The organism is Granulosicoccus antarcticus IMCC3135 (assembly GCF_002215215.1).
Classification (GTDB): domain Bacteria; phylum Pseudomonadota; class Gammaproteobacteria; order Granulosicoccales; family Granulosicoccaceae; genus Granulosicoccus; species Granulosicoccus antarcticus.
On sequence record NZ_CP018632.1, the window covers coordinates 6337528 to 6355669 of the forward strand.

Below are 18142 nucleotides of genomic sequence, written 5' to 3' on the forward strand. Positions count from 1 at the left end.
CCAGCGGCAGCAGGAGTACCAGGCATATGAAACTTGACGGCGATTTCCAGTTTATTGATGTTGCCCAGAGCGATGGTGTCGTCTGGCTGACCTTGAGCCGACCAGAAAAGCTGAACACCTTCACGGCGGCCATGCATGGCGAGATTCGTGAGGTATTTGCTCGTATCAGGCAAGCCTCAGAGGTGCGTTGTCTGGTCATTACCGGTGCAGGTCGTGGTTTTTCTGCAGGACAGGATCTGGCCGACCTGGATCTGAGCGCCCTGGCAGACGTAGTTGAAGAACACTACAATCCCTTGATTCGTGCCATTACCTCGATGCATATACCGGTGATTGCCTGCGTTAATGGTGTTGCAGCAGGCGCTGCCGCCAATATGGCCCTGGCCTGCGACATCGTGCTGGCAGCCCGTTCCGCCAAATTCATCCAGTCCTTCAATCATGTCGGTCTGGTCCCCGACGGCGGCGGCACCTGGACATTACCCCGACTGGTAGGTCTGGCACGAGCAACCGCTCTATGCATGACCGGAGAGGCCGTGCCCGCCGAGCAGGCAGAGCAATGGGGCATGATCTGGCGCTGTGTAGATGACGACAAACTGATCGAGGAAACCACCCTGCTCGCCGACCGACTGTCAAAGCAGGCTACCACTGGTCTGTTCTACACCAAGCAACTGCTACGTCTGTCACAGACCCGCACACTGGATGAGCAGTTGAACCTTGAGCGTGATTATCAACACTCTGCCAGCCAGACCAATGATTTCGCAGAAGGCGTCGATGCCTTTCTCAACAAGCGCAAACCACAGTTTTCCGGCAACTGATCCACGCCAGCGTCGCTATTCTGATCGACTCGTAAATAGAGCGCTATAACGCCTGTTTGAGACGATCTTGCACATTCACTTTGTCGTATTCAGACAAAGTGTCGCGAATCACTATCATAGGGGTCGTCACTGAGGCAGTGATGACTTTCGGTTGGCCGATACACCTAGTTACCATGAAGTCACTAACTGGTGAGATGCTCCTTATGGCCGACCAAGAGAATTTCGACGACGAAGAAGACATCATCCTCTCTGAGCTCAACAACGAAGAACTGGTTGAACAGATGCACGATGATCTCTATAACGGACTCAGGGAAGAGGTCGTTGAAGGGACGGAGATATTACTTGAACGCGGCTGGGGCCCCGACAAGGTTCTCAACGAAGCTCTGGTAGAGGGCATGCGCATCGTTGGCATCGATTTTCGGGACGGCATACTGTTCGTTCCCGAGGTCCTGATGGCCGCCAACTCCATGAAAGGTGGCATGGGCATACTTCGGCCTCTGCTTGCCGAGACCGGCGCTGAGCCTATCGGCAAGGTTGTGATCGGCACAGTCAAGGGAGACATTCACGACATCGGCAAGAACCTGGTTGGCATGATGCTCGAAGGGGCTGGTTTTGAAGTCATCGATATAGGCATCAACAACCCGGTCGAAAATTATCTGGCAGCGCTCGAAGAACACCAACCAGACATTCTGGGCATGTCAGCCCTGCTCACCACCACCATGCCGTATATGAAAGTGGTAATCGACACACTCAAGGAAAAAGGCCTGCGCGATGACTTCATCGTACTGGTGGGCGGTGCACCACTGAATGAGGAGTTCAGTGATGCGGTCGGCGCTGATGCCTATTGCCGTGATGCTGCCGTTGCCGTGGAAACCGCAAAGTCACTGATTGCCGAACGACGTCAGATTCGCATCTGAGCACGCAGGCGACTTCGGGCATCAAGGTGGCAGCACCACAGGAAATAGCCTGCGAACAGCCCGATGCCGCTACACTGGTCATTGCCTGCGGGGCAATTGCTCACGAACTGGTTGCGGTTCTCAAAGCCAGTCAATTCGGGCAGATAGACATTCAGTGCCTACCGGCCGAATGGCATAACACGCCACATCGCATTGCACCGGCTGTTGAGCAGAAAATAAGCCAAGCTCAGGGGAAGTATTCGCGCATTCTGGTGGCTTATGGAGATTGTGGCACCGGTGGACGACTGGACCAGGTGCTGGAAAAATACCAGATACAGCGACTACCCGGAGATCACTGCTACAGTTTCTTCGCAGGCAAAAAAGTTTTCGAGGCCATGACGGAGGCTGAACTGGGCACCTTCTATCTGACGGATTATCTGGTCGACAATTTTGAACGTCTCATTCTGGAAGGCCTGGGCATCAGCCGTCATCCGGAGTTGCTCGATCAGTATTTTTCGAACTACACGCGCGTGATGTATCTGGCTCAGGATGACAGCCGTAACAATCGGCAAGCACAGGCAGTCCGGGCGGCCAGCAGTCTTGGTTTACCCTTGCAAGTGCATCAGACCGGACTACAAGCTTTTGAACATGCCATGAGCGTTATCCGAATTTCAGCAGTTTAACCTTTCACTATCAAGTCATCATGCCTGAACTGATCAAGATCTACTGGCGCGACATTCCCTCGCAGGTCACCGCCAAAGCTGGTCGCAAGACAGCCAAAGTCATGCTGCCGGCGCGTTTTCAGGAGGGCATTGACCGGGCCGCCATGCGCGCCGGCAAGGGTTCCAGTGATGCCTATATGGAAGACTGGCGTCGCGAGCGCAGCCCTTGCAGTGCACAGCTGCAAATCGAGGCTGAAACGGCTGCCGCCAAACTGGTACAGGACCTGGATGAAGCCGCGCTTGAGTTATTGGTAAAAGCCAAGGGCATCGCCGCCCACGTCGGCATGACACGCGAACAGATAGCCACCCTGACACAGCCAGCCGGGGATGCATCAAAGTCAATTGACGAAGAGGACTGAGCGTTCATGTACTGGCTGAGAAAATGGTCCGTTCGTCACGCCCGGCTGATGGAAATAACCTACAACACGGTAGAACGCTGCCTGATTGCAGCAACACCACTGTACCGACGACTCGGAGAAAAACGGCTCGAAAAGCCTGTTGCCGCCATCGAAAAAGTGGTCAAGGGGGCTCTGTTCGATTGCCAGATGTGCGGCCAGTGTGTTCTGAGCAGCACCGGTATGTCATGCCCCATGAACTGCCCGAAAAGTATTCGTAATGGTCCTTGTGGCGGCGTTCGTGCCGATGGCTATTGCGAGGTCAAGCCTGAAATGCGCTGTGTCTGGGTTGAAGGTTGGGAAGGTGCGGGGCGAATGAAACACGGCTTGCAGATATCCACCGTTCAGTTTGCGGTCGATCATCGACTCAAGGGGCGCTCATCGTGGCTGCGCGTGATTCGCGAACAGGCTGAGATTGCTGCAGCCCCCGAACCCCTGGTGCAAAGCTCAAACGCTGCCGAGAAGAAAACCTTGTGAACGGCTTCGAAGATGAATCTGTACCAGGCTACCATTCGCATATATTGCCCGGCCACAGCTCACCCGGCAGATTCGAACGAACTTTGCGTGCCGGCCATTTTGTCGTCACCACCGAACTGGCACCACCTGACAGTGCCGATCCGGCAGCTGTCTATGAACGGGCCGCGGTGTTTGACGGCTATGTCGATGCCATCAATGCCACCGATGGCAGTGGCGCCCATTGTCATATGGGATCTCTGGCTGTCTGCGCCCTGCTTACCCGCCTGGGTTATGCACTGATCCAGCAAATTTCCTGTCGCGATAAAAATCGCATTGCCATTCAGGGCGACATACTGGGCGGGGCTGCCATGGGCGTCTGCAATTTGCTCTGCCTGTCAGGCGATGGCGTACAGACGGGTGATCATCCCGAAGCCAAACCGGTATTCGACCTGGATTGCATGTCACTACTGGAGATTGCCCGCACCATGCGTGACAAATCCACCTTCCAGAGCGGACGAAAGCTGGATCACCCACCGCGCATCTTTCTGGGTGCCGCTGCCAATCCGTTTGTAGAACCCTTCGACTGGCGCCCGTTACGGCTAGCCAAGAAAATTGCAGCGGGTGCGCAATTCGTACAGACACAATACTGCTTTGATGTCCCCCGCCTGAAAGCCTATATGGACAAGGTTCGTGAGCTGGGTCTGGATGAAAAAGTGTTCATCATTGTCGGTGTTGGCCCGCTCGCCTCGGCTCGTTCGGCCGAATGGATACGCAATAATGTGCCCGGTGTACACATTCCCGACTCGGTCATCCAACGGCTCAAGGGCGCAGCAGATCAGAAAGCCGAAGGTCTGCAGCTATGTATTGAACTGATTCAGGAAATTCGCGAAATAAAGGGGGTCAGTGGCGTACACGTCATGGCCTACAAACAAGAGCACAACGTGCCCGATATCGTGACGCGCTCAGGAGCTCTGAATGGTCGTAAGCCCTGGCATCCTCGTACCTATGACGGCGATGCCACGGTCCAGCAACACTTGGAGAATCTGCAATGAGCAATACCGTCATCAGCTCGGCTACCCGTGAACACATCATTGGCCCGGATAACCCCTTCACCATCATCGGTGAGCGCATCAACCCTACCGGACGCAAGATTCTGGCAGAGGAGATGAAGGCTGGCGACTTCAGTCGTGTTGAAGCAGACGCCTTGGCTCAGGTTGCTGCCGGTGCCCAGATGCTGGATGTGAATGCAGGCATTCCACTGGCTGACGAGCCGGCCTTGCTGGCCAAGGCCATTCAGCTGGTGCAGTCCATTACTGATGTACCACTATCCATTGACTCATCCATTATCGACGCACTGGAAGCCGGGCTTTCTGTCTATCAGGGCAAGGCTCTGGTCAACTCTGTCACGGGCGAAGATGAAGTACTGGAACGAGTGCTGCCCTTGGTGGCCAGGTACAAAGCGGCGGTGGTTGCCATTTCAAACGATGAGACCGGCATCTCGGAAGACCCTGACGAACGCTTCAAGGTGGCAAAAAAAATTGTCGAACGAGCCAGCGACTTTGGTATCCCTGCCTGCGATGTCGTCATCGATCCACTCGTCATGCCTATTGGCGCCATGCGTTTCGCCGGCAGGCAGGTTTTCGATATTCTGGGACGTATCCGCGATGAGCTGGGCTGCAATACCACCTGCGGCGCATCCAATATCAGCTTCGGCCTGCCCGAACGCAACGGCATCAACGGCGCCTTTCTGTCCATGGCTATCAGTGCCGGCATGACATCCGCCATTACCAACCCATGCCATGAAGAGGTGATGCGCTCTGTCATGGCCGCCGATGTCCTGATGGGTAACGATCCGGATTGTCTTGCATGGATTCGTAAATACCGCGCCGCGCCGGTAGAAGGCACCGAAGGGGCACGTGGGCGCAGAGTCACCCGTCGCCGACGTAGTTGAGTTGTCAGGCAAAACCTTGCGGCATTTCATGTGGTACTCCGAGTGGCATTCCATGCGGCCCTATATGAGGAATTTGGCATGATTGACCAGGCTATGATCGTGTTCAGTCCGAGTGGCAAACGTGGCAGCTTTCCCATCGGCACCTCGGTTTTGCAAGCTGCTCGCGAACTGGGAGTGGACCTTGACTCAGTCTGCGGAGGACGCGGCATGTGCGGTCGTTGTCAGGTTCAGTGTGCCAGCGGTGAATTTTCCAAGCACAACATCATCTCGCACGTCGAGAACCTGGGTGAAAGCACTTCTGTCGAAGCACGCTACCAGCGCATTCATGGAGTGTTTGCCGATGGCCGGCGACTGGGTTGCCAGGCGATCATTCAGGGCGATCTGGCGATCGATATTCCAGCCGAAAGCCAGGTTCACAGACAGCTCATCCGCAAGGCACTGGACCACGCCAACATCACCATCAATCCGGCCGTGCGATTATACGTTGTGGACGTACAGGAACCGGACATGCACGATCCATCCGGCGATTTACGCAGGCTTAAACAAGCCCTGATGATCGAATGGGGCCTGACAGGTCTGAATGCCAGCCTTGGCATATTAAGACAATTGCAGGAGACCTTGCGCAAGGGCAAATGGCAAGTCACTGTCGCTGTACACGAGAACAGATCCGGGGCCGGAACCTTTGACATCATTGGCTTGTGGCCTGGCTACAAGGAGGCTATCTACGGCGTTGCTATCGATGTTGGTTCCACCACCATTGCCGGGCACCTGTGCAATCTGGCAACCGGTCAGGTCCTGGGCAGCAGCGGCGCCATGAACCCGCAAATCCGCTTCGGTGAAGATCTCATGAGTCGTGTCTCTTACGTCATGATGAACCCTGGTGGTGATGTTGACATGACGCATGCAGTTATCGAAGCCATCAATGATCTGATCAGAGCCGTCAGCACACTGTCCGGCATTTTGCCAGAAGACATTCTGGAACTGACGTTCGTGGCCAACCCTGTCATGCATCACCTGTTGCTGGGCATCAATCCCATCGAGCTGGGAGGCGCCCCTTTTGCGCTGTGTACCGATGAATCACTGCAGCTGCCTGCAGCGCAAATGGGGTTGAAGGTCCATCCACTGGCCAGCGTCTATCTGCTGCCCTGCGTCGCCGGGCACGTAGGAGCTGATACCGCAGGCGTTGTACTCTCAGAGCAGCCGCAAGGTCTGGACGAGTTGAGCTTGCTGGTGGATGTCGGCACCAATGCTGAAATAGTACTGGGCAACCGGGAACGATTGGTCGCCTGCTCCAGCCCGACAGGCCCGGCCTTTGAGGGCGCCCAGATCAGTGGTGGGCAACGGGCAGCTCCCGGAGCCATCGAACGTGTTCGCATAGACCCACAAACACTGGAGCCAAAATACAGTGTCATTGGTAGTGATACCTGGTCAGATGATCCGGCCTTTGCCATGGATGCGGCGGCGGTTGGTGTCACCGGAATCTGCGGCTCAGGCATCATTGAAGTTGTCGCTGAAATGTTTCTGGCGGGCATCATTAATTCGGACGGTGTGCTCAACGGCGAACTGGCAGCCAGAAATTCGCGCATTGAAGCTAATGAAAGAACATTTTCGTATCTGCTGCACAAAGGCGCAGAAGACGGAGGTGTAACGGTCAGAATCACACAGAACGATGTGCGCCAGATACAGCTTGCCAAGGCGGCTCTATACGCCGGCATCAGGTTGCTGATGGATCGATTGCAGGTCGAGCGAGTTGACAGAATTCGTCTGGCAGGCGCCTTTGGCAGCCATATCGATGTCAAATACGCCATGGTTCTCGGACTTCTTCCCGATTGTGATCTGTCACAGGTCAGCTCTGCCGGTAATGCCGCAGGCTCTGGTGCCCTCATGGCCCTTCTCGACAAGGAGGCACGAACGGAGATCGAGCAGATCGTGCGGTGCATCGAAAAAGTGGAGACTGCGGTGGAAGCCGATTTCCAGCAACACTTTGTGGAAGCCATGGCCTTTCCGCACAAGACAGCGTCGTTTCCGGAGTTGGGAAAAGTGGTACAGCTTCCAGCACCAAGCTCTGCCAGGCCGGTGAAACGTCGTCGCGTTCGTCGAAACTGAGATCTGCGTCGACCCAATATTGCAGACTGATTTATCCGCTTTGCCCTTCACGCACGACTAACCCCATTCAGATGCCTATAATGCCGATCAGGCATTCAGGATGGAACTTCATGAAGCAGGTATTGTCCGTGGTGGCAATCATTGACTCACCGACGCCATTGGCGTGGGTCAACAAACTGATTGACAGGCTCGAACAGCGTAACGGTGTCGAACTCAGCATCCTGTTACGTTCATCAGACCAAGCGGACTCAAAGAGCGGAGAAAGCCTTCCTGACTCACTCATGCGTGCGAGCGGCGAGAAGCTGCTTGGAAAAATGGACAAGCCTCGCTTTGCCCAGAACCCATGGCAAGCTGAAGCGCTGAGCAATACGTCGGCGCTGAAGAAAACGGATGCCTCAACCGCGCTGGTTCGCTGTGATGTGGTCATCAACCTGTCAGACTCCCCCCTTGATCCGGACATGTTGCCGCACGGTGGCACACCGGTATGGGATGCTCATATAGAAACCCTTGATGCGCGCATCAAGGATCAACTGCTGCAACGCGCCCCGCTATGCTGGGTTCATCTGTGGGCACACTACCGGGATCCTGACAAAGAGGCTTCAACGCCCGGCACGGATAGCTGCAGCCGCATTGCCACGCATGCCTTGCCCCGACAAACCTACTCCATCACGGATCTGCGGCGAGCGGCCTATTTCAGCCTGGTCTCCTTGTTCGAATCCAGACTTGTCTGGCTTTCGCAAGGTGCGAATATTCTCGCCTCCGAGTACAGACAATCCACGGCTTTGCCGAACGGCAAACTGATAGACCCCGAACGCCAGGCGGCACAGACAGACGCCGACTGTTTGATGAACAACCAGTTCATGCCCGCTGCAGTCTCTGAATTTGTTCGACTCAAGCAGCTGCTCAAGTTGTTTTATCACCAGAGCCTGGACAGGATTCGCCATCGTTTGTGGTATGAGCAGTGGCAACTGGCCGTCATCAACGATACAGGCACTTCCAGCCTTGCCGCGCTGACTCGACACAAGCTGGATGACTTTGCCATCATAGAATCCCCGGCCAAAACCTGGTGGGCAGATCCACACTTGTATCAACATGATGGCTCGCTATACGTGTTTTTCGAAGAAATGCAAATCGACTCTGATCATGCCCATCTTTCCGTTGCTCGACTGAGCCATGATGGGCAGCCTTCAGAAGTCAAGAAGGTCATGGATGATGGACAACATCTGTCCTATCCCTTTGTATTCAGCGCCGACGGTGAGCTCTACATGATTCCCGAGACCGCTTCCCGAAAGTCTGTACTGCTGTACAAAGCTGAACAATTCCCCGACCAGTGGACCCTGGTCAAGGAACTGCTTAACGATGTTGACCTGGCAGATTCCACTGTCCACTTTGACGGACAACGCTGGTGGATGTTTGCCAATGCCATGTCACATCGCTGCGTCGATGAACGCGATGAGTTGCACCTGTATTATTCAGATCAGATCACCGGATCATGGACACCACACCCGATGAATCCGGTTATCACGGGTGTTGATCGAGCACGCATGGCAGGACCTGTTTTCCGGGATGGAGACCATTTCTATCGACCTAGCCAGTATGGTGCAGTGCGCTATGGCTATGGAATCAATCTGGCCCGCATAGAGGTTCTGAACACACAAGCCTACTCCGAGGTCATCGAAGGTCGACTGCTCCCCGAGCAAGGAAGCACCTGGCTAGGCTGTCATTCGGTCACCCATATGAACGGCACGACCGTACTGGATCGAGTCACTCGTCATCGTCGCTGAGATAAGTATGCAAGCCCGACACACGGCAATCAGTCGCCGCACCTTCCTGACCGGTGCGGCAGCTCTGGGAATCTCCTTTCGCCTGCCCCGGGATGCCCTGGCCAGTGACGGTACTGTCAACTTCTACAATTGGCAGAACTATATCGGCGAGTCTACACTGGAGGATTTTTCAACGGCCAGTGGCCTCGCCGTGCACTACGATCTGTTTGCCGACAATGATGAATTGTTTGCCAAACTGCGAGGCGGTAACCCCGGCTACGACGTCATCGTGCCCAGCAACGATTATGTAGAACGCATGCTGCATGCGCAGATGCTGCAAACACTCGATCATTCCCAAATCCCTGCATTGAAGAATATCGACCCCGTGCTCATGGACCCCGTCTTCGATCCCGGCAGACAGTACAGCCTGCCCTATCTGGGCGGCACAATCGGCATCGGTTACCGCAAATCAGCGGTCAGAGAAATACCGACATCCTGGAATGATCTATTCACTTCGAATCAGCATGCAGGGCGCATTGCACTGTTGAACGATCCGTTGATCGTCACGCGCCTGGCCATCAAGGCCATGGGTAAATCACTCAACGATCTTGACCCTGCCAATCTGGCGGCCGCCGAAGCGATGATCAGCAAACAAAGGCCTAATATTGTCGCCTTTGCACCTGATAACGGTCAGGACCTGCTGCTGGCAGGTGAGGTCGATCTGGCCATGGAGTGGAATAGCGACATGCTGCACGTCATGGCAGAGGATGACGACATTGGCTACTCGGTGCCTGAAGAAGGGAGTCTGATCTGGGAGGACTCGCTCTGCATCCCCAGCGGCGCGCCCAATGTCGACAACGCCCATGCACTGATCAACTTTCTGCTGACCCCGGAAATTGGAGCCGCCATCGCCACCCACCTCAACCAGGCGACCCCCAACACCGCAGCCCGCGCACTCATGAGCCCGAGCTACCTCAGCAACCCCGCCCTCAGCCTCCCCCCCACCGCACTCAAAAACAGCGAATACCCCCTCATCCCCAGCCCCCAAACCCTCAAAACCATCCAACAATCCTGGTAACCATTGGGTCGGACCATGCTAACCATCTGTTTTTAATAAAATTACTAACTAAAATCCAACCAATTCACACACTAAACACCGATTTTCTCACCAGAAAAGCCCCAAATAAAGCACTGGATAGCTCCGACCAGACACTCCATCGTGCGCCCACTCTGAGCCCCCTGAAAACCAGGGTGAACCTGCGGCTTATCACTAAAGGTCGGTTTTTCCCCCTCGAAAGGCTCACATAAGCTTTAAATGGAGCTTATATTTTCCATAATATTGAACTATTTCATATACTTGGCATGGTCCGACCCGCTGTTGGGTGAGGGGTGGGTACACTGGGGGTATGAATACTTGGAATGATGTGGAGCGTAGGGGCGGGCCGGAGAGAAGGGTTTATTCGGCTGGGACTCTGTTACGCAGTGCTGTTTCACCACGACGCATGGTGGGACGCCGTAGCAGCGATCGGCGCTATCCGATGCTAGACCGTTTTGATAGTGGCATGGTCGCATTGGCGATCATCCTGATGCTGCTCTCGGTGACTGATTCGGTTTTTACGCTGACCCTGATATCTCGCGGTGGCACCGAGGTCAATCCGTTCATGAATGCACTACTGGGCCACAGCGTCTGGGCATTTACGACCGTAAAAATGTTGCTGACCGCAATACCCGCCGTTGTTCTGGTAGCCGCCGGCAATCTGCTGCTATTCAATCGCTGGCGGGCTCGTTCCATCCTGGCCGCGATGGTCGGCCTTTATGTCGGGTTGATAGCCTACGAAGTAATATTGCTTTCAATTAGTTAACGGGCCGTCGGCCCACCTTGGGCTGGCTGCTGCGTGTATCGGAAAGCAGGCCCGCTGCTCTGCGCCGTTCATCACGCGGCGGAAGAGCAAAGGTATCCCGGTAACACTTCGAGAAATGCGGTGCCGAGATGAAGCCGCAAGCCAGTGCGATATCAACAATTGGCATGCTGCTTTGTAGCAGCAACTGCCGCGCACGTTCCAGTCTCAACTCCAGATAATAGCGAGTCGGTACACAGTGCAGGTAACGCTGGAACAATCGTTCCAACTGTCGGCGTGACAAACCGACATGATGAGACAGCTCATCCAGGGTCATCGGCTCTTCGATATTGGCCTCCATCAAGGACACCGCCTCCGCCAACTTTGGCTGGCTGGCGCCAATGCGCTGTGTCAATGGCACTCGCTGACGATCGTTCTGATCACGTATTCGTTCGCACATGAACTGTTCAGAGATACGCGTAGCCAACTCATTGCCATGACGTGCACGAATTTCACTGAGCATCATGTCCAACGGCGCCGTACCACCTGCACAGGTGTAGCGCTTGCGATCGATTTCATATAATTCGGGCGAAATAACCAAGTGCGGAAACTCCTCACGCGCCGCTGCCAGATTCTCCCAGTGAATGGTGCAACGATGGTCATTGAGAAGCTCAGCTCGAGCCAGCAGATAGGTACCTGTACAAATTGCCCCTAACACCGCACCCTGCTTGTCCAGCTGCCGCAACCATTGCAAGCCTGTCTCATCATTGATCAGGTGGACGTTCGATCCACCGCAGACGAAGACGGCATCATAGCGTTCCCGAGTCTGCGCACCGTGCTCAACCTGGAACGTAATGCCATTACTGCTGGTAACCCCGCTGCCATCACTGGATATCAGGGTCCAGCGATAAAGCGTCTGCCCGCTCAATTGATTGGCCATGCGCAAAGCTTCCAGCGCGCTACTGAAAGGCAGCATGGAAAATTGCGGCACCAGGTAGAAACCAACGCGCGTGGTGGCATCGGCAGAGCCGATCATGAACAAAACAGTGCGGTCATTACAAACACCGGTAAGACTCTCCAGACTCAGGTCGAATGCATCCACCCAGCCAGAGAGACTTACCGGGTGCGACTAATAGTTAGCGTCCGCGAACGCCGCTTTACGCACTTTAATATATTCTTGCAGTGCTTCGTCAACTGCAATGTCAATTGCTGGTGCTTCATAGCTGCTCAGAGCCGATTTCCAACGAATATTGGCACGTTGCGCGGCATCCAATGACCCTTCCGATTGCCATTGCTCAAAGCTGTTGTTGTCAGAGATTTCAGAGCGCCAGAAGGCACTTTCAAAATTGGCCTGCGTATGTGCACAGCCCAGAAAGTGATTGCCCGGACCGACCTCTCGCAAAGCATCCATTGCCTGACCATTTTCACTCATGTCCACGCCGCCCAGGAACACACTCAGCATGCTGGCCTGGTCCGCATCCATCATGAATTTCTCATAACCCATCGCCAGTCCGCCTTCCAGCCAACCGGCGGTATGAAGCATGAAATTGACACCGGCCATGGCGGCAGCCTGCAGCGTATTGGCCGACTCGTAGGCAGCCTGTGCATCGGGCAGTTTGGAGGCACACAAACCACCACCACTTCTGAATGGCACACCCAGTCGACGCGCCAGAGAGGCGGCGATGTACATGACCTGAGCAGGCTCCGGTGAGCCAAAGGTGGGCGCCCCTGACTGCATGGAAATCGAGCTGGCGAAAGTTCCGAAGACCACCGGCGCTCCGGGCCTGATCAACTGCACGAATGCCATGCCCGCCAGTGCTTCTGCCAGAATCTGGGCAGCGGTACCGGCCACGGTGACCGGAGACATGGCACCGGCAAGAATAAACGGTGAAATAACGCATGCCTGATTGGCACGAGCATAGACCTTGGCAGCACCCAGCATGGTTTCATCGAACGTCATGGGAGAGTTCGCGTTGATCAGATTGACCACCACGGTCTTTTCCTGACCGGTTTCCGGGTCGATGAAATCATCACCAAACAGGATTCTTGCCATGGCAACCGTATCTTCGGCGCGCTCTGGAGCCGTCACAGAGCCCATGAAGGGTTTATCGCTGTAGCGCATATGCGCATAGATCATGTCAAAGTGGCGCTTGTTGACTGGCAGATCAACCGGCTCACAGACAGTACCGCCAGAGTGATGCAGCGATTTGCTCATATAGGCAAGTTTGACGAAGTTCTGGAAGTCTTCAATGGTGGCGTAACGCCTGCCCTTGTCCAGGTCATGTACGAAGGGAGGCCCGTAGGCGGGCACCATGACGGTATTGTCGCCACCGATCAGTACAGAGTTTGCAGGGTTTCTCGCATGTTGCGTGAAGATCGCAGGTGCACTGTCCTGTACCAGTTTGCGGCACAATCCTCGCGGAAAACGGACCCGTTCACCCTGAACATCGGCACCTGCTGCGCGCCACAGTTCCAGCGCTTCAGCATCATCTCGAAAATCGATACCGATCTCTTCGAGAATGGTGTCAGCGTTGTATTCGATTATCTCCAGGCCTTCGGCGTTGAGAATCTCGTAATAGGGAATCTTGCGTTTGATGTAGGCCTGCGAAATACCGCCTGCCGCAGCGCGAGCTCGCTTTGCTTCACGCCCTGCTCCCCGTCGTCTACCGCGTCGTACTTCACCGTCTGTAGTCATGGGCTCGTCTCTTGGAATCACCAGCCTTAATCATGGACTGATGATGCCTGCCCGAGTGTTGCACCGAACGACGCAGGCATAACGCCAGACGACTTCAGTTTAGTGAATATCGACGAGGGAGTAGCAACTGCGAACAAAATCCGCCTGACCACGAGTCTGAATTCGACGACGGTTGTCACGACGGACACGTCGAATGGCTTGCTCGGGATCAACCCCGAACTCCACCAGAATCCGTGCGGCTATCATGCCGGTTCGTCCCAGACCGGCATAGCAGTGAATGGCGACACGCTCACCAATTCTCAGTGCATGCCTGATCCGCTCACCTTCTACGGCCCAGATATTTTCGAATTCCTGGTTGGGAATATCCATGTCGATGATGGGTAAATGCTTCCACCACATGCCAGCTTTTTGAACCGTTGCCGGCAAGCCTTCAACCTTGTTCAGTTTCAGCTCATGCGGCTCCATCAGGCACAAAACGCCATTGGCGCCCCACTCGACAATCTCGTCAACATCCGCCTGCAACAGCCGTTTACTACCTGTTGCCGGCTTGTTGTCTATACGTGTTCCCGGGCAACCCACCAGCCCCATGCAACCGACCGAACCCGGTACGGTTATGGTATCGATGAGGTTAGCTTGCGGGGGTTTTCTCAATCCGAATAGCATTTCTGATCAGCACTCCAAACCAGACACATCAGTACAAGGCCTGTTACAAATGGCCCTGGTAGTGGGCAAGGTGGCTGCTAGAGCCAGACAATCATCAGTTAGCACTTTCATGGTGAGCTCGAATCAATCACGTATTCAGCGTAGTGGAGGCCTAGACTACGTACTAGCGTAGATAATTAGAGCCGCCATCGTCACAATCCTAGTAACCACAAACCGTGCAAGTTAACAACTTAGTAATATATCTCTGGCAACATGATACCGGACATTTGCCTGTGACATTCAGGGCTCAGCGCTGCCGTAATACTCTGGCTAGTTTTCCTGCCTTGGCTCGTGTTCGGCGATAGACCACCGCCATGGCTTTTTGCCACGCCCAGCGATAGCAGGCCACATCAATCATCGGACTGGTTTCGCAGTTGAAATCTTCTTTGTATGTGGGCGGTTCACCACGCATGAAATCGTAAAATTCCTTGCCAGCCTGTCGACTACGTTGCATTTCCATCAGATGCGCTAGCGTCAACGGCATGAATCGATTCGAATCCTTGCGCGAGAAACCACTTTGATAGTAATGACAGGTTTGCCCGTCGTAGAAGCAATATAGAACCGCCAGCAAACGGGAACCCAGATGGATGCGGATAATATCGGCGGCATCAGTCGCATGCAAACGTGCACAAAGTTGCTGGTGAAACTGACGAAAGCGTGTCGATGCAAATACACTCTTGCGTCGCATATGCGCCTGTCGTTCATGGTTCAACTCTGCCAGCTCGCGGAAGGCACTATCAAAGCCTGCCACCGAATCCACCACCGTCAGCTCCAATCCGCCCTCGCGCAACACCGCACGCTGACTACGTCGAATTCGCTTGGCGCGGCTGCTTCCCAGGCTTTCAAGATAGGTCTCCTCGTCTTTCGGCAGGCGCAGGCGATAGCGCAGGCCTGAGGAACGTGTCAGGAGCGCAGGGTGTTGTCCTGCCTGCAACGCTATATTCAGCAGGGAGTCTTCCAACATGCAAAAAAGTTCGACACGTACCCAACCATCAAACTGATGCAAATATTCGGCAGCCAGCGTGCTGATCGCTGAGTCCAGGCGATTATCTGCCAGCAAGTCCCCGTACTCGGTTGCTACCTCATCAATCGCCTTCTCTCCAGTCCCGATAAAACGCAGACAGGTATTTCCGGGAATAATCAGGCTGGCCTGCCGGTACATGGGCAGCAGCCCCACCAGTTCACCACCGCGACGCCAGGTGACGATATGCAGCTTGTCTCGCTTGCCTGCGTATATCTGCCACCAGGTGTAGTGCCATTCCCACTGCATGAAGACGCATGCAGATCGAGACCTGGATCCCAGTGCCGTCCACTCCGCTTCCAGATTTCTGAAATCGTCGATATGGGTGACAATTTCTCGATCGAGCGAGGCCAAGCCCTCTATCCCGATCACACTGAGCCTGTCGACATGCAAGTGGCTACTAAAGTGTGTGTTGTTCAGCGATGAATCCTCGAGGCAATCCACCGTCGGCTGCATGATAACCTTGCATAGATGACTGATAAACTCAAAACGTTACTTGATGATCGTGGTTTGCTGCTGGCTGACGGAGCAACCGGCACCAATCTGTTTGCACTCGGTCTACAGACCGGTGATTCGCCAGAACTGTGGAACATAGATCATCCTGAGCGGATTACAAGTCTGCACCGTTCATTTGTGAATGCAGGCTCAGACATCATACTAACCAACAGTTTTGGTGGAACGCACTACCGACTTGGCCTGCACAAGGCGGGCCATCGGGTCGCGGAACTGAACACCGGGGCAGCCAGACTGGCAAGAATCGCAGCCGATGAAAGTGAACGAACGGTGCTGGTAGCCGGCTCGATGGGCCCTACAGGGGAAATTCTTCAGCCTAATGGATCGGTGAGCATCGATGAGGCCAGGCAGGCTTTTGCCGAACAGGCAGAAGCTCTGGCTGAAGGCGGTGCTGATATCCTGTGGATCGAAACCATCTCCTCTGCCGAAGAGATCGAGGCGGCCGTTCTGGGCGCTGCTGAAGTGGGTCTGCCTATCGTCTATACCGTTAGTATCGATACCAACGGGCGCACCATGATGGGCCTGACGCCGGCGGAAGCACTCCGGATAAGCACCGGTTTGAACAAAGACATCACGGCAATCGGCAGCAATTGTGGTGTGGGTGCATCCGAGGTCGTTGCGGCTATCTGCAACCTTGCCAATGCCGCCCGGACTCTGGACATCAGTCCGGTACTGGTGGCAAAGGCCAACTGCGGTATTCCGGAATATGTGAATGGCAAAATTGTCTACAGTGGCACACCTGAGCTAATGGCAGACTATGCCGTACTGGCAGCCAACGCCGGTGCGTCTATCATTGGCGGTTGCTGTGGCACAACGCCTGCACACGTTCAGGCTATGCGTCATGCAATCGACGAATGGCAACCGGGCAGCGAATCGCCAGACGTCGACACCCTCACCCGAGTGCTCGGGGAATTGTCACTGGGTGCACGTGCACAAATGGCGGGCGACCTGAGTATCGCTGGCGGCTCCGCCTCCGGGCGAGGCAGCCGTCACTCACGGCGCAAGCGTACGAATCCCTAGAAGGGTTCGTGAAACAATACGTCCTTGATCCCGAATCTTGAATTCTTCCGCTTCAGCCTGACAGTAATACCACCATGTTTGACAAGCATCTGACACCCAATCTGCTGGCCGCAGCTGTAGCTCTACTGAGCCTGGCCTTGCCAGAGCCGTGGCAATCACTACTCCTGAGCACCGGGCTCTTTGCCCTGTCCGGATCGCTGACCAACTGGCTGGCAGTCCATATGCTGTTCGAACGGGTTCCGGGCCTCTACGGTTCGGGCGTCATTACCCTGCACTTCGAAGAGTTCAAGCTTGGCATCCTGCGAATGGTGCATGAGGAATTGTTCGCCAAGGACAAGGTTGAGCGCCTGTTAAGCCAGGAGTCGACCCCATCAGAAGGTGATGATCCGACCAGCCAGGCAAAATCCGGTCTGGCCGATGCCGTTGATCTGGAACCCCTGCTTACCGCCATAGATCTGGATGCAGCCTATGACCAGCTGGTTGCCACCATCGTCGAATCCTCGTTTGGATCAATGCTCGCCATGGTCGGTGGTGAAACCGCTCTGCAACCGCTGCGTGAACCTTTCAAGGAACGCATGCACGGTTTTCTGGCAGATGCCGCCAAATCCCCTCGTATTCAGGCCGCAATTGGCGAACAGCTGAGCAAGGCTGCCAGCAGTGAACGCTTCGTCAACAAGCTGGACACGCTGCTGCGAGCCAGACTGGATGAGATGACTCCCGAAATGGTTCGCGACATCATGCAACGCATGATTCGTGAGCACCTGGGCTGGCTGGTCGTCTGGGGTGGTGTTTTTGGTGGCCTGATCGGCCTGGTCGCAGGATTGTTCGGCGTACTAGCCTAAGAAAAACTGAAACTTGAGCGGTGCCAATGTCAGAGCGCTTTCAGGAGCGAGCCCGCAATGGCACCCCTTCAAACTCAATCCCTTCCCATCCGGTTTTCATGAACTGACGAATATTCGGATGGCTGTTACCTTCGGGTGAGCGCAGCACGTCAGCGCGGTAGTAGGCACCAAACAGAGCCAGCGTCTGCTCTTCTGACAATTCGTGCAGACGGGCAAATGCAAACAGTTTGCAGGAACCGGTGTTCTGGCCCGCTTCACTTTGAATCTCGTGATTGTGAAAGGCTGTCGGTATATAGGTATACAAACTGTTGATCAGCGCGATGACATCCGGAAACTCAATGGTTTCCGGCTGTGTATTCAGGCGATTCAGGAAAAGCTCGAGTTCCATGGTTTATCCAGATACAACGACG

18 protein-coding genes are annotated in these 18142 nt (G+C 54.9%); 13 read left to right on the top strand and 5 right to left on the bottom strand.

Annotated elements, in window-relative coordinates; translation table 11 throughout:
• Window positions 1–26 precede the first annotated feature (26 nt).
• From IMCC3135_RS27355 to IMCC3135_RS27405, 11 genes are all read left to right on the top strand, one after another.
• On the top strand, window positions 27–812 hold the full coding sequence (locus tag IMCC3135_RS27355; protein ID WP_088920483.1) for an enoyl-CoA hydratase-related protein: 786 nt from the start codon (window positions 27–29) through the stop codon (window positions 810–812).
• Window positions 813–985: 173 nt separating this feature from the next.
• Window positions 986–1729, top strand: a complete 744-nt coding sequence (locus IMCC3135_RS27360; protein ID WP_205737732.1) for a corrinoid protein — start codon at window positions 986–988, stop codon at window positions 1727–1729.
• A 26-nt stretch (window positions 1730–1755) separates the two neighbouring features.
• Window positions 1756–2391, top strand: coding sequence for a DUF1638 domain-containing protein (locus IMCC3135_RS27365; RefSeq protein WP_157736305.1), 636 nt, complete (start codon window positions 1756–1758; stop codon window positions 2389–2391).
• A 20-nt stretch (window positions 2392–2411) separates the two neighbouring features.
• Window positions 2412–2789, top strand: coding sequence for a virulence factor (locus IMCC3135_RS27370; protein WP_088920486.1), 378 nt, complete (start codon window positions 2412–2414; stop codon window positions 2787–2789).
• Between the two features lie 6 nt (window positions 2790–2795).
• Window positions 2796–3302: a methylenetetrahydrofolate reductase C-terminal domain-containing protein gene (locus tag IMCC3135_RS27375; RefSeq protein WP_088920487.1), complete on the top strand. Its 507-nt coding sequence runs from the start codon at window positions 2796–2798 to the stop codon at window positions 3300–3302.
• Window positions 3299–4333, top strand: a complete 1035-nt coding sequence (locus IMCC3135_RS27380; RefSeq protein WP_088920488.1) for a methylenetetrahydrofolate reductase — start codon at window positions 3299–3301, stop codon at window positions 4331–4333. Before IMCC3135_RS27375 ends, IMCC3135_RS27380 begins: the two co-directional genes overlap by 4 nt.
• On the top strand, window positions 4330–5232 hold the full coding sequence (locus IMCC3135_RS27385; RefSeq protein ID WP_088920489.1) for a dihydropteroate synthase: 903 nt from the start codon (window positions 4330–4332) through the stop codon (window positions 5230–5232). The genes IMCC3135_RS27380 and IMCC3135_RS27385 overlap by 4 nt, the downstream gene beginning before the upstream one ends.
• A gap of 78 nt (window positions 5233–5310) precedes the next feature.
• Window positions 5311–7338 carry an ASKHA domain-containing protein gene (locus IMCC3135_RS27390; RefSeq protein WP_088922107.1) on the top strand — a complete coding sequence of 676 codons (2028 nt, stop codon included), beginning with the start codon at window positions 5311–5313 and terminating at the stop codon, window positions 7336–7338.
• 110 nt (window positions 7339–7448) lie between these two features.
• Window positions 7449–9122: a glucosamine inositolphosphorylceramide transferase family protein gene (locus IMCC3135_RS27395; RefSeq protein WP_088920490.1), complete on the top strand. Its 1674-nt coding sequence runs from the start codon at window positions 7449–7451 to the stop codon at window positions 9120–9122.
• Between the two features lie 7 nt (window positions 9123–9129).
• Entirely contained in the window at window positions 9130–10179 is a 1050-nt protein-coding gene (locus IMCC3135_RS27400; protein WP_088920491.1) for an ABC transporter substrate-binding protein, read from the top strand.
• Window positions 10180–10507: 328 nt separating this feature from the next.
• Entirely contained in the window at window positions 10508–10963 is a 456-nt protein-coding gene (locus tag IMCC3135_RS27405; protein ID WP_157736306.1) for a DUF5658 family protein, read from the top strand.
• Here IMCC3135_RS27405 and IMCC3135_RS27410 read toward each other — a convergent pair.
• The 4 genes from IMCC3135_RS27410 to IMCC3135_RS27425 all read right to left on the bottom strand — a co-directional run bounded on the left by IMCC3135_RS27410 (window position 10956) and on the right by IMCC3135_RS27425 (window position 15813).
• Window positions 10956–12041, bottom strand: a complete 1086-nt coding sequence (locus IMCC3135_RS27410; protein ID WP_205737733.1) for a GlxA family transcriptional regulator — start codon at window positions 12039–12041, stop codon at window positions 10956–10958. The genes IMCC3135_RS27405 and IMCC3135_RS27410 overlap by 8 nt on opposite strands.
• A gap of 27 nt (window positions 12042–12068) precedes the next feature.
• On the bottom strand, window positions 12069–13634 hold the full coding sequence (locus tag IMCC3135_RS27415) for a trimethylamine methyltransferase family protein (RefSeq protein WP_088920493.1): 1566 nt from the start codon (window positions 13632–13634) through the stop codon (window positions 12069–12071).
• A 99-nt stretch (window positions 13635–13733) separates the two neighbouring features.
• Window positions 13734–14297 carry a phosphatase domain-containing putative toxin gene (locus IMCC3135_RS27420; RefSeq protein ID WP_088920494.1) on the bottom strand — a complete coding sequence of 188 codons (564 nt, stop codon included), beginning with the start codon at window positions 14295–14297 and terminating at the stop codon, window positions 13734–13736.
• Window positions 14298–14583: 286 nt separating this feature from the next.
• Window positions 14584–15813, bottom strand: coding sequence for a GNAT family N-acetyltransferase (locus IMCC3135_RS27425; RefSeq protein ID WP_088920495.1), 1230 nt, complete (start codon window positions 15811–15813; stop codon window positions 14584–14586).
• 15 nt (window positions 15814–15828) lie between these two features.
• Between IMCC3135_RS27425 and bmt the strand changes: the two genes are divergently transcribed.
• The gene (gene bmt, locus IMCC3135_RS27430) at window positions 15829–16890 is read left to right on the top strand and encodes a betaine--homocysteine S-methyltransferase (protein WP_088920496.1); all 1062 of its coding nucleotides are present in this window, start codon (window positions 15829–15831) and stop codon (window positions 16888–16890) included.
• 74 nt (window positions 16891–16964) lie between these two features.
• Window positions 16965–17732 (top strand): DUF445 domain-containing protein, encoded by a 768-nt coding sequence (locus IMCC3135_RS27435; protein ID WP_088920497.1) that lies wholly within the window; start codon window positions 16965–16967, stop codon window positions 17730–17732.
• Between the two features lie 40 nt (window positions 17733–17772).
• On the opposite strand, the gene IMCC3135_RS27440 is transcribed toward IMCC3135_RS27435, so the two are convergent.
• Window positions 17773–18120, bottom strand: coding sequence for a HopJ type III effector protein (locus tag IMCC3135_RS27440; protein WP_088920498.1), 348 nt, complete (start codon window positions 18118–18120; stop codon window positions 17773–17775).
• Between the last annotated feature and the right edge of the window lie 22 nt (window positions 18121–18142).